The organism is Thermospira aquatica, from assembly GCF_023525255.1.
Taxonomy (GTDB): domain Bacteria; phylum Spirochaetota; class Brevinematia; order Brevinematales; family Thermospiraceae; genus Thermospira; species Thermospira aquatica.
The window spans coordinates 2,282,254-2,298,112 of the sequence record NZ_CP073355.1; the positions used below are offsets into that span (position 1 = coordinate 2,282,254).

The following is a 15,859-nucleotide window of genomic DNA, read 5'->3' on the forward strand; positions in this document are numbered from 1 at the left end:
ATTGTTATTATAACGGAGAGAAAAAGAAAAGTCAAAGAACCGCTTGTAAAGCTTTGTTCACTTAATCAAGAAGCTCAAGACCATACTCCTGCTTAAGCATTTCACGAAGCCTTCTCATAAAAACAACACCAGGATCAAACTTTTCTGTACGATAGTGGGGATAGTTCTCTCTGTAAAGCTGAAAATGAGGGAGATTTGTCTGCATATACTCATGGTGACCGATAAGATACTTGATAGAGGGATAAGCATCAACAAGCTCCTTCACCAGCCTGGCATTCGCACGAAGCTGAGCCTCCGTAAGATACCTCTCACTCAGAGCGATATTTTCAATCCCAAAAGCCACATGATTAAAACCGATGGTATGTCGCCCGGCCATCCAGAGAGGCAGAAACTGATATACCGTCCCGTCGCGATCCACCAAAAAATGTACGCCAATATTCACTTTCCCAAAAGAGGCAAGCTCTGGTCGACTCTTTTGAGAAAGCTCATCCGGTGCTAAGATTGCAAGGGTAGAAGCAAGATCTCGTGTTACCGTGTAGTGAATCACGATCATCTGAGGATTGGTGAGGAGATAGGTATCGAGACTGTAGTGATCTTTCATATATTCGCGGGTAAGGCTAAGGCGTTTCTCACTCACCTCGCCGAGAATATTGCTATAAGAGAAAGACAACCCTCCCCAAACCCCAACGATCAAACAAAAAACAACAATGCTAACCTTACGGAGCACCTACATCACCCTCATCCTCTCCAATGGCATCAAGATCAACAGAATTGGTATTGGTTACCGTCACATGGGCAATCTGGGATGTAGGATGCTCTACGAGATAAAACTCTCTTGCCACGAGGTTAGAAAGAGAACCGCTACTTGCATAAAAACGCGTAGGAATACTCAACCGATCCATATATCCTGAACGAGTCACCATAAAATGGAGATGCGGTCCCCTGGTCCATCCGGTATTGCCACTATAACCTATAAGCTGTCCTGCACGGACATAATCCCCTGGTTTTACCACAACACCTTTATACTTAAGATGAACATAATGGGCAAACGTCCCATCATTATGATAAATAATCACATAGTTTGCATGCCGTCGATAGGCTTTTCGGTTTCCCCCACGCACACCGTTACTCTTTGTCATCACCACAACCCCATCCCGAGCTGCATAGACAGGTGTTCCTATGGCCAGAGCAAAATCAATACTGTAGGCATTTTTGCCCTTGTGAGAAAATCGTGTATTGTACCCCTGTGTGACACGCACTAACTGACCCGGAGCAAGGGGAAGCCAATACTCTACATCCTTGGGTTCCACAAAAGGATCGCCAAGCTCGTAAGAAAAACGAAAGAGAGGGTTTTTGGTATTCGTCAAACTCAGTACTACCTGTTCAGAATAGGCAGGCACTACCAGGTGTACCGCCTCCTTTTCTCCATTTTGATTGGAAAACATCAATTGAACCTGGACAGGACAGGCAAAAGCATTGGTTACCGTAAAAATCCATTCATTTCCTACACGATTGGTTATAAGCTTTACCTGTGCAAATACTCCAAGAGGTAGCCACGCTAAAAACAAAACCAGGAGTCGCAAAAAAGACATCTCCACATCTCCTTAAAAAAAATTATCGGAATAGTATAAAGAAAAAATAAGAAAAAAGCAATTTTAACCCTGAAAAACCTCTATTCTCTTCCTTCCGTTTTGTTTTGCTTGATAAAGGGCAACATCAGCTTGTTTTACCCCCTCCTTCCAGCTTTCAACATTAACATCAGGAACACTCATTCCTATACTGACGGTCACATACGAAGATATCTTTGAGGCAGGATGTGGAATAGCTTTTTTCTCCAGGTTATCCTGAATCCGATTCGCCACAATCAAAGCCCCTTCTTTACTCGTATTGGTAAGCAAGATAAAAAACTCCTCTCCCCCATACCGAAAGATAAAGTCTCCTGGTCTATAACACGCCCCCCGTAAGACTTCCGCCACCAATTGGAGACACTGATCACCTGCCGCGTGTCCCAGACTGTCATTATAATTTTTAAAGAAATCTATATCCAGCATAAGAAAAGCGAGTGAGGTTTTTTCTCTTTGGGCCCGTCGCCATTCTACCGGAAGAATTTCCTCCATGCCACGACGATTGTAGAGCCCTGTTAAAAAATCCCTGTGAAGTTCTTTTTTAAGAGAGTGTATAAGCTTATGATACGCCGTAATGTTTTGAAAACTCCAGAGAATTCGACAGGATTCCGTCCCAAACTCGCCTATGCGGAACTGTTCCAGACGGTAGTGGCGGGTATTCTTAGAATGTTTGACGGTGATTTCCGTGATCTCTTTCCCTTTATGCTCCGGATAAAGGAGATTCGCGGGAAGAGCTATCGCTCGTTTGATCTCCTCAATAGTGGTCCGACCATTCTCAACTTCAAAAGGACAGATTTCCCTGACAAAGAAATCATTATAGAAACATATCACCCCATCTTCTTTAAAGGCAACAATAGGATACGGAAGATACCTGAGAAGAGTAAAAATAAGCTCGTTTTTGGCTTCAATTTCTTTTTGCTGCTGTTTGAGCTGGGTGATATCAGTGACACTCACAATGAGCACCTCTTTTCCCAGATAATAGGAGGGAGAACTCTGTAAGATAATCCATTTTTTTCTCCTTTGAGGTTTACAAAATTTACCTCGGGATAAACATGCTTTTTCTCCCAGAGAGCAGACCAAGAGGCAGCATGACGGGGATGAAGTTCATCAAAACGTCGAGACAAAAATTCATCTTCATTATCAATCCCAAAGATCCTTTTTGCTTCCTCGTTAAAAGAGAGGGTGTAACCATTTTTATCAAGCACCAAAATTCCCATCTGAGAGATATCAATAATTCGTTGATTAAATTCCACTAACTGTAAAAGTTTCTGCTCGATCTCTTTTCTATCATTAATGTTAATAGAGGCTCCAATAATCTGAACCACTTTTCCTTCATTATCGAGAATAGGGATAAGTCTCGTAATCCAAAAGGTATCCACTCCTTGAAAGGGGATTGTTCCCTCATACCAGATGGTTGTCTTCTGTCTCCTGCATTCCTCATAATGAGAAACAATGACATCCGCCAGATCGGCAGGTAAAAAATCATGAGGATGCTTTTCTCGAATATCTTCACTACGGAGTCCTGTGAGTTTTTCATGGGTTGGATTAAGTCCCCCGTAGGTAAAATCATTCTCACCATGAACAGAGACAAGAAAAATAGCCAGATCGCTGTACTCAAAAATCGCCGATGCAAAAACATTGGGATCAAACCCCAACTCAGAAAGCCTCGTTGTAGCCATGATCACCTTCCCTCTGTTTTTTCTAGCCAGCTCCATTTTCCATCGTGAAGAGCCTTTTCATAAGCCCGATCAAGAAAATCCTTATGGGCTTCAGGAATTTTCCGTAAAATATAGGGTCGAGCATACCCCAAACGAATCAACTCTTCATTGATACATACGTTAGAAGATGAAACAAAAACCAGAGCAAGCAACCTTCCATAACGATCATGAGGTTCTGTATCATCCCATTCCAGTCGAACTGCCGTGCCCGGAGAGAGTCGCTTCAAAAGATAGCGTTTGGCCTCGATTCCCTTTTCGAGAAGCTGTTTCTCACTTACCACGAAGCCCTGAGAACGAAGTTTTTTTACATCTGATTTCATTTTAGAATTTCTTGAGCTTTCAAAAGTATCGATGTAGAGAAGTCTTACAGTAACCTTTTTCTTCCTGTTAAAAGCGACATGTATCGTATCGCCATCTACAACCTTTACCACCTTCCCCTGTTGTGATACCCATTCCCCCCATGCCAAGGAAGCCATCAATAAAAGCACAAAAAAAACTCCTTTTTCCTTCCGCATCGTCTCACCCCCTAGAAAATAAAAAAAGCTTTTAACAATAATAGTTTAGCGTAAAAAAAGAGAAAAAGCAATTTTCTTGACTATAACTTTTTTTACAACCCGCTCTCTTTTTTGAAAAAAAATATCTTTTCCCATAAAATAAAATAGTAAAGAAATGTTTGGAGTATGTCTATGGATTCCCTTCTTCCGAGTAACCTTTACGAGCTTTCCCGTGAGGAAAAAAACCATCTCCTCCAGAAACTTGAAACACAATACAAATCCATCCAGGAAGAAAAGCTCCATCTCGACATAACCCGAGGAAAACCCAGTCCTGAACAGCTTGATTTATCACTGCCCATGCTCTCTATCCTTGACGAAAAACACTACCAGAGTGAGAATCATACCGATTGTAGAAACTATGGTGTTCTGGATGGTCTGCCTGAAATGAAAAAACTTTTTGGCGAAATCCTTGATATACCTCATGAAAATATCTTTGTAGGAGGAAACTCAAGCCTGAATCTCATGTACGATGTTCTCGTTCAGGCGATGCTCTATGGCCTTCCCGGCGGAACAAAACCCTGGAAAGATGAAAAGATCTCTTTTCTGTGTCCTGTTCCCGGTTATGACAGGCATTTTGCCATACTTGAACACTTAGGTATCGAGATGATCCCTATTAGGCTCAATGAGGATGGCCCAAATATGGAAAGCGTTCTCTCTCTTGTTGAACGTAACCCTTCCATCAAAGGGATCTTTTGTGTGCCAAAGTACTCCAATCCCACCGGCATCACCTACTCCGACGAAGTCGTTAAAGCCTTTTGTACGATGAAACCTGCCGCCCCGGACTTTCGTGTATTCTGGGACAATGCGTATGCTATTCATGATATCGAATCCCCAGGCGAAAGGCTTCTCAATGTCTTTGCAGAGGCTCAGCAACATCACTGTACAGATAGATTTTACATCTTTACCTCTACTTCAAAAATTTCCTTTGCTGGCGGTGGCGTTGCCTGTATAGCCACGGGAGAGAAAAATCTCAAAGCCCTCAAAAAACATTACAGCATCCAGACCATTGGCTACGACAAACTCAATCAACTCCGTCATGTCTTGTTCTTCAAAGACAGAAAAACCATCGAAAATCACATGAAAAAACACGCTGAAATCCTCAAACCGAAAAAAGATATTGTCGTAAATACCCTTCAAAAATATTTCTCGAACCTTGGAGTTGTTCAGTGGACAAATCCTCGAGGAGGATACTTTGTCTGCCTGGAAACCCTCCCCGGTTGTGCCTCGAAAGTAGTTACCTTAGCCCACGAGGCGGGTGTCAAACTCACCCCTGCGGGATCCACACATCCCTATAACAAAGATCCCAAAGATACCACGATCCGGATTGCTTTTTCCTATCCCTCAACCAAAGACATCCAAAAAGCCATGGAAGTGGTGTCTCTGTGTATTGCTCTCGCGTCTCTCCAAACCATGCTTGGCCAAAAATAACATCCTCATGTGGATTGTTCGCCATCATAAACTCACCGTATTTTTTACCGAAGAAAACAACATGCTACAATCTGTTCGTCTTTCTCTTTTGCCTGCCTCTCTTCCTCCCTCGTATCATCCTTTCTGTGAAATATTTGAAAATTACTTGAATGGAAAACAGGTGAGCTGGCCCGCCTATAATCAGGAGTTACTCACCCCCTTCCAAAAGCTCGTCTTTGCCGCGGTAGTCACCATCCCTTATGGAGAAACAAGAACCTACAAAGAGGTCGCTTCTATGATCGGCCGTCCCAAAGCCTACCGTGCTGTAGCTCAAGCCCTTAAACACAATCCCTTTCCTCTGGTGATCCCATGCCATAGAGTGGTAAGTTCAAATTTTCCTCAAGATATTGGAGGATATACCCCTGATCCAGAAATCAAAAAAATTCTTCTCACGCTTGAAGGCGTTCTCTTTTAAAAAAAAATCCCCTAACATTTTTTGTTAGGGGATTTCTTATCTTATCATGAATGTTCCTGGTTTTTAAAACGACGCTGAATACGGAGGAAGGTGGGAGTGTCCAGATCCTCATCGCCAACGGCTCTGGGCACCTCTCGGTTGGTTTTTGAGCTTTCTTGATACGAGTATATTCTTTTGCTACGCACTTCAGGAATCTTCACAAGACGTCGTTCACTGAAGATCTCATCAGCAGAAATCCCCAGCTTCTCCTCTTCTCCTTTTTGAGCTTGTTCTGTCTGAAAATCAGTAGCAATAATAACGACACGAATACCATCCTTGAGAGATTTGTCTATATTCACACCAACAATAACCTCTGCATCCTGACGGGCAAGTTCTGAGATGGTTTGAGCAGCCTCCTGCCATTCCAGCATGGTCATATCCTCTGGACCAATAACATTGACAAGCATCGCCCCTGCATTGCGAAAAGAAGAATTTTCAATCAGAGGATTTTCCAAAGCCTGTTTTGCCGCTTCCATAGCGCGGTTCTCTCCTCGCCCTAACCCAATACCCATGATGGCTTCACCACGATTAGAAAGAACTGTTCTCACATCAGCAAAGTCTACATTGATTAAACCTGTCTGGGAAATAATATTGGAAATACCTTCTACAGCTTGTTTTAACACCTCATCAATTTTGTGGAAAGCTTCTTTCACATTGGTCTTCCGATCAATGATACGGAAAATACGAGAATTCGAAATAACCAGCATCGTGTCAACATGCTCTTTCAACCGGGCGATACCTTCTTTAGCAGCCTGAATACGCTTGGCACCCTCAAAATCAAAAGGAATAGTAACCACAGCAATGGTCAAAGCACCCATTTCCTTGGCTATCTGAGCCACGACGGGAGCTGCCCCCGTCCCTGTGCCCCCACCCATACCGGCAGTAATAAAAACAAGATGAGACTTTTCAAGGGCTCTACGAATGGTTTCTGTATCTTCCTGAGCGGCTTTTTCACCCATCTCTGGTCTTGCTCCAGCCCCAAGCCCTTTTGTGGCTTGTTTGCCGATCTGTATTTTTGTTTTTGCAAGAGACTGATTTAAAACCTGAAGATCTGTATTAATCGCAATAAAATCCACATCCTTAATCCCGGACTCAATCATACGATTTACAGCATTACAACCCGCACCGCCAACACCAACTACCTTGATTTTTGCAACCGGTTCATGCTTCTCAAAAATTTCCATAAAACCTTCCTCCATTGCTTTCCTCCCGTTTTCTATCCTTATTTTAGAAAAATTCTTTTACCCATTCTTTTAAGCGTTCTACCAGCGAATTGATATTTTTTTCTTCATCTTTGTAATCGGTAGCACCCAATCGTGGGGCATGATCCATAGCATACAAACACAATCCTACCGCTGTCGAATAAATAGGACTGTCCACCATATCCCGCAGTCCTCTCACCCCGAGAGGCCTACCCACCCTCACAGGCATATTAAAGATCTCGGAAGCAAGCTCTGTAATATACGGAGTCAGGGAAACCCCTCCTGTCAGGATAACACCTCCCAAAAGACCGTCGAGGGAATAATCCTCTGCTACCGATTGATACACCAATGACAATATCTCTTCGATTCTTGGCTGAATAATCTCGGCAAGGAGTCTTTTTGATTCCATTCTGGGTAAATTTCTTCCAACTGAAGGAACTTCAATCACCTCATCTTCATCTACATAATCTGCTATAGCACAGCCAAAGGCTTTTTTCACCTCTTCGGCAACTGCAAACGACGTCTTTAAACCATACGCCACATCGTTAGTAATGTGATTCCCACCCAGAGCAAGAATACCTGTATCACGAAGACTTCCCTCTTTGAAAATCACATAATCTGTCGTACCCCCACCAATATCAATCACCAACACTCCCATATCCCGCTCTTCATCGGAAACAATAGCTCGAGAAGCCGCAAGAGGCTGAAGAACAATGTCCTGCACCTCACAACCTGCCTTCTTTACTGCCTTAAGCGTATTATTGAGCGAAGTCGTCGCCGCCGTCACGATATGCACCACCGCTTCCAGACGACTTGCTGACATACCCACAGGATCCCTTATACCCTCTTCTGAATCCACGATAAACTCCTGAGGAATCACGTGAATCACATCCCGATCCACCGGAAGCACAATAGCCGTTGCTGCATCAATAACCCTCTTGACATCTGCCTCCGTGATCTCTCTGTTTTTCTCAGAAATAGCCACCACACCCCGACTGGTTATACCCTCAATATGCCCCCCGGAAATACCTATATACACTCCCTGTACCGTCTCGCCCGCCTGGATTTCTGCTTTTTGCACAGAAGACGCAATAGAACGAGCAGTTTCCTCAATATCGATAACAACCCCCCGACGCAAACCTGTCGAAGGTACCGTTGAGACCCCTATAATCTCGAGATCCTGCTCGATACGGCCGATGACGGTACATACCTTTGTTGTCCCAATATCCAGCCCAACAACGATGGAGGATAGGTTATTGGTAGCCAATGGCGTTCTCCTTATGCAAATTTATCGTTTTAAAGGTGAGTTTCTTCTCTGTTATCTCTTGCTCCAGGGCAAAAATCCTCTCCCAGACTTCCTCATTCAGTACCTCATGCCCTACCCAAATGTCTGTAGGCATACTCCGTAACCAGACATGGGCACCTGTTTTTCTCTCGAGAGAGATTCGCTCCACACGTTCCAGGTTGGTAAGCTTTCCCAAGTACTTCACCACCGAAAGTAGCCACTCATCCTGAATCCTCCCTTTCTCCAGGACAAGGGGATAAGACACATCAATCCTTGGAACCTGTGGAGCCCTGGCTGAAACCATCAGATTCCCCTCTCTATCAATAAAAAAAGCGTTCGTTCCTATTACCACTACCCCTACGGGTAAGTTTTCCTCAATCTTTATTTTCACCCGCCATGGTAAAACCCTCTCACCCTCCGCCCACCGAATATAAGCCCGGTTTGTGAGACGGGATATCACCACATCCCACGAAAAATCAAATATTCCCATCCCGGGACGAAGCCCTGTAAGATGGAGAATCTCCTCCTCCAAGAGATAGTGGTTGCCTTCCACTACCACCTCACGAATAACAAGAAGCTGATTTGCCACCAGCAACCTGTACACAAACCCATGAATCCCCAGGATGAGCGCCACAAAAAAAACACTCACCAGCACCGATCCCATCCGGCGAACCATGGCTACTCCGCACTTTCCAGAATTCTCAGTACCAACTCCTCTCGGGATATCCCTGCTGCCTCTGCCATCGCAGGAATATCACTTGTTTCCGTCATTCCTGGACTCGTATTCACTTCCAGAAAAAACGCACGGTTATCACCAGTAAACATAAAATCAAAACGCAAGGGTCCTTTTACCTTCATAACACGCATCGCATAAACAAGCTGACGCTCGATATGCTCTCGAACCGCATTATCCATAGGAGCAGGAAGAACAAATTCTGTCATCCCCTTCGTGTATTTTGCCTCAAAATCATAAAAAGCATTTTTCGGTCGCAGTTCAAGAATGGGGAGAAAAGTAAAATCTGGATACTGTCCCAGAACACCGATCGTCATCTCTCTCCCACGAATATACTGCTCAATAAAGTAATCTGGATATTGGGAGATATTTTTCTCCAAGACTCTCCGAAGAGTCTCTTCATTTTCACAAAGCTCAACCCCCACACTTGAACCTTCACAATTTGCCTTAAAAACAACGGGATAGGAAAGATTTTGCTTCACTTTCTCAAGCATACGATCAATATCCCCCTCCCCATCCAGTGAAAGGGGAACATCCAATCCACATCCTCGCAAAATACGTTTGGTGGCATTTTTATCCATACCGAGAGCACTGCCCAAAACACGACTCCCTGTATATGGGATATGCAAAAGCTCAAGGAGAGCCTGGATAACCCCATTCTCTCCTATAGAACCATGAAGAGCAATGTAAGCAATATCTATAGGACTTTCTCGAAGGGCAGCAATCGGATCACTCCCAATATCCACTTTGATAGCTTGTAATCCGAGATGAGACAGGGCGCGAAACACATTCTCCCCTGAACGAAGAGAAATTTCTCTCTCAGAGGAATCGCCTCCCATAAGTACGCCAATCCGCTTTCCCGAAAAACGCGCCAACCTTGCTTCCATAGCATCCTCACTTTTTTTCACATATATATCTTAAGACATTTTTTATTTTTGTCAATAGTTTTAGTGATTTTAGTAGTAAATTTTTTTCTACTAAAATCAAATGCAATTCTTACAAAAAAAAAAACGGCCTGTCTTACGACAGGCCGATCCTATTTCGCTCTTTGCCTACTTCACAGAATAGTCCATGTTCGCGAGGCGTTTATACATCTGATAACGCCATTTTGCGTTCTCCTCTGCTGCTTTGAAGAGTTCTTCTGCCTGTTCAGGGAAAAGCTTCTGGAGCGATGCAAAGCGTACCTCTCCCAACAAGAATTCTCTAAAGTTCCCGGTGGGCTCTTTGGAATCAAGCTGGAATGGGTTTTGTCCCTGTTCCGCAAGCAAAGGATTGTAGCGGTAGAGATGCCAATATCCAGCCTCTACTGCCCGTTTCTCTTCCTCCTGAGATTTACCCATGCCTGCATAGAGACCATGGTTGATACATGGTGAATAAGCAATAATGATTGAAGGTCCAGGGTATGCCTCGGCTTCTGATACTGCCTTGAGGAACTGAGCCTTGTTTGCCCCCATAGCTACCTGAGCTACGTACACATACCCATAACTCATCATCATAAGTCCCAGGTCTTTCTTGCGTACACGCTTTCCGCTTGCAGCAAACTTCGCAATAGCTGACGTCGGAGTTGACTTTGAAGATTGTCCACCGGTATTAGAGTATACCTCGGTATCCAAAACAAGAATATTGATATCTAATCCGGAGGCTAGCACATGGTCAAGCCCACCAAAACCAATATCATACGCCCATCCATCACCACCAATCACCCAGAAGGATCGCTTGGTTAAGTAAGAAGAAAGCTTCTGAATCTCGGCAAGAGTTCCTGTCTGTTTACCCGTCAGCATGCGTTTAATCTTCTCTGCCAGAGGATTGACCTTGTCTGCGTTGGTGCGATTTGCTTTCCATTCAAGAAGAGCGTCTTTCAATTCGCCAGAAACTCCCTCAGCTACCGCTTGATCAATAAGCTGTTCAAGGTACTGCTTCATCTGCATATCAGCCATAGCCATACCAAAACCATACTCAGCATTATCCTCAAAGAGCGAGTTAGCCCAGGTTGGCCCTTTGCCTTCTGCATTCGTACAGTATGGTGTGGCCGGGAAACTTCCTCCGTAAATCGAGGAACATCCGGTAGCATTGGCGATCATCATACGATCACCATAGAGCTGGGTAATTACCTTGATGTATGGTGTTTCACCACATCCTGCACAAGCTCCATGGAACTCAAAGAGTGGCCTTAAGAACTGGCTCTCTTTCACCGTATACTTATTTGTCACAACATCTGTCTTATATGTAACATTCTTTGAAAAATAATCCCAGCGCTCAATCTCAGCCTTTTGGGTCTCAAGAGGCTTCATCACCAGGGCCTTGTTCCCCTGTTTTCCAGGACATACATCAGCACAGTTACCACACCCTGTACAATCAAGCACTGAAACCTGGATACGATACTGGAAGTTTTCCAGCCCCTTACCCATAGCCTTCAGAGTAGCTGTACCCGCAGGAAGCCCTTGCATCTCCTTTTCATCAAGAAGGAAAGGACGAATCACCGCATGGGGACAAACAAACGAACACTGGTTACACTGGATACAATTCTCTGGAATCCACTCAGGCACATTGATGGCAATACCGCGCTTCTCGTACTGGGAGGTTCCTGGAGGAAGGGTGCCGTCTTCACGACCAACAAAAGCCGAAACAGGGAGATCATCACCCTTGAGACTATTGACAGGGATAACGATCTTCTCAATAATCTCGGGAACATCCTTTTTGGGAGCAGGCTTCGGATTAAGGTTTTTCCACTCTGCCGGAACCTTCACCTCAATCACTTCTCCACCACGATCAACGGCTGCATAGTTCATATTGACAATCTTTTCACCTTTTTTGCCATAGGTTTTCTCTATGGCCTTTTTCATGTGTTTAACAACCTCTTCATAAGGGATGACCGGCATCAACTTGAAGAAAGCTGACTGCATGATGGTATTAATACGACCACCAAGCCCGATCTCCTCAGCAATCTTGGTCGCATTAATAATATAGAACTTGATATCATTTTCAGCCATGTACTTTTTCATAGCATCAGGGATATGATCCACAACCTCTTTCTCATCCCAGATGCTATTAAGGAGGAAAGTACCGCCCTTCTTGAGCCCCTTAAGCACATCGTATTTGTCAAGGTAGGATGGTACATGGCACGCAACAAAGTCGGGGTTATTAACAAGGAAGGGGAGTTTTAACGACTTTTTCCCAAAGCGAAGGTGAGACACCGTAATACCACCCGACTTCTTCGAATCGTAGGCAAAGTAAGCCTGAGCATAGTAGTCAGTATTATCACCAATAATCTTAATCGAATTTTTGTTAGCACCCACGGTACCATCAGAACCCAAACCAAAGAACTTCGCCTCAAAAGTACCTTCTGGCGTCACATTAACAACCTCATTGTCCACGGGCAAAGAGAGGAAAGTCACATCATCCACGATACCTACAGTAAATCGATCTTTAGGCTCGGGAAGTTTGAGGTTTTTGTAAACAGCGATGATATGTTCAGGCGTGGTATCTTTCGAGCTCAGACCATAACGTCCACCTACAATCAGAGGAGCCCCGGGTCTATTATAAAAGATGTTCTTCACATCAAGATAGAGGGGTTCTCCAGCTGCGCCGGGTTCTTTGGTTCTGTCAAGCACAGCAATCCGTTTCACACTCTTCGGAAGCACATCAAAGAAATACTTCGCCGAGAAGGGACGGTAAAGATGAACCTTGATGAGACCAACCTTCTCCCCTTTCTTCGCAAGATAATCAATAGTACTCTCAATGAGATCACAAACAGAACCCATAGCAACAATAATATTCTCAGCATTTGGATCACCATAATACGTAAATGGTTTATACGTACGACCGGTGAGCTTACTCATCTTTTGCATGTAATCATTCACAATATCAGGCACAGCATCATAAAACTTGTTACAAGCCTCACGAGCCTGGAAAAATACATCAGGGTTCTGTGCCGTCCCCCTCGTTACAGGGGCATCGGGATTAAGGGCATTTTTCCGGAAAGCATCCAGAGCCTCATGATCAAGAAGAGAAGCATAATCTTCATAATCAAGGGCTTCAGCTTTTTGTATTTCATGAGAAGTACGGAAACCATCAAAGAAATGAAGAAAAGGAATACGGCTCTTGAGAGCTGCAAGATGCGCTACTGGAGCCAGATCAAGAATCTCCTGAACTGAAGAAGTGGCAAGCATAGCAAACCCTGTCTGACGGGTAGCCATAACATCTGAATGGTCACCAAAAATAGAGAGAGCATGGCTTGCTATAGTTCGGGCACTTACGTGAAACACACCGGGCAAAAGCTCCCCCGCAATCTTGTACATATTGGGAATCATGAGTAATAAGCCCTGAGAAGCCGTAAATGTTGTTGTAAGAGCACCTGCCTGAAGTGAACCATGCACTGCGCCTGCAGCACCGGCCTCAGACTGCATCTCCACTACCCTGACTACCTGGCCGAAGATATTCTTCTTGCCCTGGGCAGCCCATTCATCACAATGCTCCGCCATGTTCGATGACGGAGTGATGGGATAGATAGCCGCTACTTCGGTAAAAGCATAGGCTACATACGCCGCTGCGTTATTCCCATCCATCATTACCATTTTCTTTCCCATGGGATACCTCCGAATAAAAATTTCCAGTTGTTATTTTACTACTAAAGCAAAAAAAATACAAATTTTTAAGGGACATTTTGAAAAGAAAGCGCATTATTTGAGAATATGTTCCAGAAGAAAAATTTTTTTCGACTTTTCCCCGGATCGCTTATCAATACTATATCCTGATAGTTCCGGTAAGTTCAAGTCCTGCATTTTCTCCTTTCCCACTCCAGATATGTTTCCCCTTTTTATCAAAAACAGAAAGCTCAATCGAGGCATCAACACTCTCATGGATAATCCGTTCCATGGCACCCTCTAAAAAAGCAGAAAGTCCACCTCTTTTTCCACTTGTCCCTCGAATAATAAATTGAAGATCCGGCGTGTGAAGAGACACTTCCACTACATTTTCAGAATATTCAAGATGAGTGATTTTTGCCCCTTTATAAAAAGTTTTTGGCAGGTATCAAGAAGTTATCGTCAAACATAATATCTCCTTAATAGCTCAAAACTTCTCTTACTCTCTGGCTTCCCTGGAGTTGAAGTTCTTTTTCCCCTCTTCCCTTGTGCATCAAGAGAAATTGCCCGGCTTCCACGAATACTATGGATGATCATCTGTCGCCTTGAAGGTGCGCTCGTCCTGAGAGGCATCCGTGTAGCTCATCACAATAACAAAAGGTATGGTTTTTTCCACACGTGTTTTTCTGTCAAGGAGAATCTTTTGTCGTTCAAGGGTAAGCTCTATGTGGGTGTTGGATGTTCGCCACCTATAAAAGGCAAGAACACCTTCCAGATCACCTTCGGGGGGATTGATATAGCCAAGACTATACGAAGCTCTATCTGAGTATTGACGAACAAAGGAGACTTTCATTCGTTCATAGACATTGGTAGCCTCATCAAAACTCTGAAGAGGAACAAGATAATAGCCTAAAATAAGACGGTTATTTTCGAAAACGTACCCAATCGTTATTTCTTGTCGAAGAAAAGGAAGCCACTTTCTCCCTTCTTGATAGAATAGAGTGAGGATAAGTTTGTCCTGGGAGACATTGGTAAAAAAGATCGCCTTTTCCTTTTGGAGAACGGTAGGACGCTCTTCTCCCCAAAGAAAGCCCCTGAAATTATCTTTTTCTTTAAAATAGGCATACTCTTTTGTTTCGACAAAAGGTGGCATGTTGTCATCTATTTCAATACCTGGAAAAGGATTAGAAAACAGCATAGACACAAAAACCAGACCAGCTCCATGCACAAAAAGAAGTTTCCTGCCCATCATACACATTTTCCGCTGAAATACATTATACACTATCATAAAGATTCTTGCCATTTTTCCAAGCCTGTGTTTGCCTTTTTTGGCTGTTTTCCCTATACTATGAGGGAAAAAAAAGAGGTGTGAATATGGAAATCCTGCAGCGTGTTCCTCTCTCGGATAAAACAACCTTTCAAATAGGCGGAGAGGCAGAATTTTTTTGCGAGCCATCTACAATAAATGAAGTCAGGTATGTCCTATCCCTTGCCAGACAAAACACATGGAGGGTCATTGTCCTGGGAGGGGGCTCAAATATTCTCTTTGCTGATGGTCTCATTCAAGGGCTCGTGATAAGCACGCGAGCACTCTCCTGGCTACGAGAGGAGGAACTTCTCTGGGTAGGAGCGGGAATGACGATGGACCATCTCACCACCTGGGCTATAGAAAATGGGAAAAGCGGGCTGGAATGGAGCGGTGGACTTCCCGGAACAGTGGGAGGAGCCACCTATATGAACGCGCGTGCCTATCAGCATGAGATGAGCGAGGTCGTGGAAAAGGTTCGTGTGATAGACTTTTCGGGGAAGGAGTTTTTTCTTTCCCACAAAGAAATACAATACTCTTACAAAAAAAGTATCTTCATGGAACATGAAGATTGGATAATCCTTGAGGTAGGGCTCAAACTTCACGATGCCCCTATCGATGACGTGAGGACCAAAACAGAGGCCTGTCGTCGTGACAGAGAACAAAAAGGGCAATACGCCTACCCCTCGGCCGGTTGTGCTTTCAAAAACGACTATAGCCACAACCTTCCTGCGGGTAAAGTGATTGATGAAATTGGACTGAAAGGTTTTTCTATCGGTGGTGCGAAAGTTTATGAGAAACACGCCAATTTCATCATCAATACAGGCTCTGCACGCGCCGACGATGTGATCCGTCTCCTCGAGGAAATAGAACGCCTCGTGTATGAAAAAACAGGGGTGCATCTTGAACGTGAAGTAAGGATTATCCGCTAG

The 15,859-nt window shown here is 44.1% G+C and carries 15 protein-coding genes; 3 read left to right on the top strand and 12 right to left on the bottom strand.

Features of this window, described 5'->3' with window-relative positions; translation table 11 throughout:
- Positions 1 to 61: 61 nt before the first annotated feature.
- The 5 genes from KDW03_RS11100 to KDW03_RS11120 form a co-directional block, all read right to left on the bottom strand.
- Entirely contained in the window at positions 62 to 727 is a 666-nt protein-coding gene (locus KDW03_RS11100; protein WP_271435142.1) for a peptidoglycan recognition protein family protein, read from the bottom strand.
- The gene (locus KDW03_RS11105; RefSeq protein ID WP_271436492.1) at positions 717 to 1,592 is read right to left on the bottom strand and encodes a M23 family metallopeptidase; all 876 of its coding nucleotides are present in this window, start codon (positions 1,590 to 1,592) and stop codon (positions 717 to 719) included. The genes KDW03_RS11100 and KDW03_RS11105 overlap by 11 nt, the downstream gene beginning before the upstream one ends.
- Positions 1,593 to 1,655: 63 nt before the next feature.
- Entirely contained in the window at positions 1,656 to 2,579 is a 924-nt protein-coding gene (locus KDW03_RS11110; RefSeq protein WP_271435143.1) for a sensor domain-containing diguanylate cyclase, read from the bottom strand.
- A complete protein-coding gene (locus KDW03_RS11115) occupies positions 2,576 to 3,304 on the bottom strand; it encodes a PAS domain-containing protein (RefSeq protein WP_271435144.1) in 729 nt (242 codons plus the stop codon). Before KDW03_RS11115 ends, KDW03_RS11110 begins: the two co-directional genes overlap by 4 nt.
- A 2-nt stretch (positions 3,305 to 3,306) precedes the next feature.
- Positions 3,307 to 3,858: a thermonuclease family protein gene (locus KDW03_RS11120; RefSeq protein ID WP_271435145.1), complete on the bottom strand. Its 552-nt coding sequence runs from the start codon at positions 3,856 to 3,858 to the stop codon at positions 3,307 to 3,309.
- A gap of 171 nt (positions 3,859 to 4,029) precedes the next feature.
- On the opposite strand from KDW03_RS11120, the gene KDW03_RS11125 reads away from it, so the two are divergent.
- Together KDW03_RS11125 and KDW03_RS11130 are read left to right on the top strand one after the other, a co-directional pair.
- Positions 4,030 to 5,325, top strand: a complete 1,296-nt coding sequence (locus tag KDW03_RS11125; protein WP_271435146.1) for a PLP-dependent aminotransferase family protein — start codon at positions 4,030 to 4,032, stop codon at positions 5,323 to 5,325.
- A gap of 7 nt (positions 5,326 to 5,332) precedes the next feature.
- Complete coding sequence (locus tag KDW03_RS11130) at positions 5,333 to 5,779, top strand: methylated-DNA--[protein]-cysteine S-methyltransferase (protein ID WP_271435147.1); 447 nt, start codon at positions 5,333 to 5,335, stop codon at positions 5,777 to 5,779.
- A 44-nt stretch (positions 5,780 to 5,823) separates the two neighbouring features.
- On the opposite strand, the gene ftsZ is transcribed toward KDW03_RS11130, so the two are convergent.
- The 7 genes from ftsZ to KDW03_RS11165 form a co-directional block, all read right to left on the bottom strand.
- The gene (ftsZ, locus tag KDW03_RS11135) at positions 5,824 to 7,017 is read right to left on the bottom strand and encodes a cell division protein FtsZ (protein ID WP_271435148.1); all 1,194 of its coding nucleotides are present in this window, start codon (positions 7,015 to 7,017) and stop codon (positions 5,824 to 5,826) included.
- A 28-nt stretch (positions 7,018 to 7,045) separates the two neighbouring features.
- Positions 7,046 to 8,287: a cell division protein FtsA gene (ftsA, locus tag KDW03_RS11140; RefSeq protein WP_271435149.1), complete on the bottom strand. Its 1,242-nt coding sequence runs from the start codon at positions 8,285 to 8,287 to the stop codon at positions 7,046 to 7,048.
- On the bottom strand, positions 8,274 to 8,981 hold the full coding sequence (locus KDW03_RS11145; RefSeq protein WP_271435150.1) for a cell division protein FtsQ/DivIB: 708 nt from the start codon (positions 8,979 to 8,981) through the stop codon (positions 8,274 to 8,276). The genes ftsA and KDW03_RS11145 overlap by 14 nt, the downstream gene beginning before the upstream one ends.
- 2 nt (positions 8,982 to 8,983) lie before the next feature.
- A complete protein-coding gene (locus tag KDW03_RS11150) occupies positions 8,984 to 9,925 on the bottom strand; it encodes a D-alanine--D-alanine ligase family protein (protein ID WP_271435151.1) in 942 nt (313 codons plus the stop codon).
- Between the two features lie 165 nt (positions 9,926 to 10,090).
- The gene (gene nifJ / locus KDW03_RS11155; RefSeq protein WP_271435152.1) at positions 10,091 to 13,624 is read right to left on the bottom strand and encodes a pyruvate:ferredoxin (flavodoxin) oxidoreductase; all 3,534 of its coding nucleotides are present in this window, start codon (positions 13,622 to 13,624) and stop codon (positions 10,091 to 10,093) included.
- Between the two features lie 157 nt (positions 13,625 to 13,781).
- A complete protein-coding gene (locus KDW03_RS11160; protein WP_271435153.1) occupies positions 13,782 to 13,913 on the bottom strand; it encodes a hypothetical protein in 132 nt (43 codons plus the stop codon).
- A gap of 291 nt (positions 13,914 to 14,204) precedes the next feature.
- Complete coding sequence (locus KDW03_RS11165) at positions 14,205 to 14,873, bottom strand: hypothetical protein (RefSeq protein WP_271435154.1); 669 nt, start codon at positions 14,871 to 14,873, stop codon at positions 14,205 to 14,207.
- Positions 14,874 to 14,995: 122 nt separating this feature from the next.
- Between KDW03_RS11165 and murB the strand changes: the two genes are divergently transcribed.
- A complete protein-coding gene (murB, locus tag KDW03_RS11170; protein WP_271435155.1) occupies positions 14,996 to 15,859 on the top strand; it encodes a UDP-N-acetylmuramate dehydrogenase in 864 nt (287 codons plus the stop codon).

Bases quoted from the DNA above. Each gene is read 5' to 3' on its own strand.
- KDW03_RS11105 (WP_271436492.1), bottom strand. From the start codon at position 1,592: ATGTCTTTTTTGCGACTCCTGGTTTTGTTTTTAGCGTGGCTACCTCTT.
- KDW03_RS11115 (WP_271435144.1), bottom strand. From the start codon at position 3,304: ATGGCTACAACGAGGCTTTCTGAGTTGGGGTTTGATCCCAATGTTTTT.
- KDW03_RS11120 (WP_271435145.1), bottom strand. From the start codon at position 3,858: ATGCGGAAGGAAAAAGGAGTTTTTTTTGTGCTTTTATTGATGGCTTCC.
- KDW03_RS11125 (WP_271435146.1), top strand. From the start codon at position 4,030: ATGGATTCCCTTCTTCCGAGTAACCTTTACGAGCTTTCCCGTGAGGAA.
- KDW03_RS11130 (WP_271435147.1), top strand. From the start codon at position 5,333: ATGTGGATTGTTCGCCATCATAAACTCACCGTATTTTTTACCGAAGAA.
- ftsZ (WP_271435148.1), bottom strand. From the start codon at position 7,017: ATGGAGGAAGGTTTTATGGAAATTTTTGAGAAGCATGAACCGGTTGCA.
- KDW03_RS11145 (WP_271435150.1), bottom strand. From the start codon at position 8,981: ATGGTTCGCCGGATGGGATCGGTGCTGGTGAGTGTTTTTTTTGTGGCG.
- KDW03_RS11150 (WP_271435151.1), bottom strand. From the start codon at position 9,925: ATGGAAGCAAGGTTGGCGCGTTTTTCGGGAAAGCGGATTGGCGTACTT.
- nifJ (WP_271435152.1), bottom strand. From the start codon at position 13,624: ATGGGAAAGAAAATGGTAATGATGGATGGGAATAACGCAGCGGCGTAT.
- KDW03_RS11160 (WP_271435153.1), bottom strand. From the start codon at position 13,913: ATGGAACGGATTATCCATGAGAGTGTTGATGCCTCGATTGAGCTTTCT.
- KDW03_RS11165 (WP_271435154.1), bottom strand. From the start codon at position 14,873: ATGATGGGCAGGAAACTTCTTTTTGTGCATGGAGCTGGTCTGGTTTTT.
- murB (WP_271435155.1), top strand. From the start codon at position 14,996: ATGGAAATCCTGCAGCGTGTTCCTCTCTCGGATAAAACAACCTTTCAA.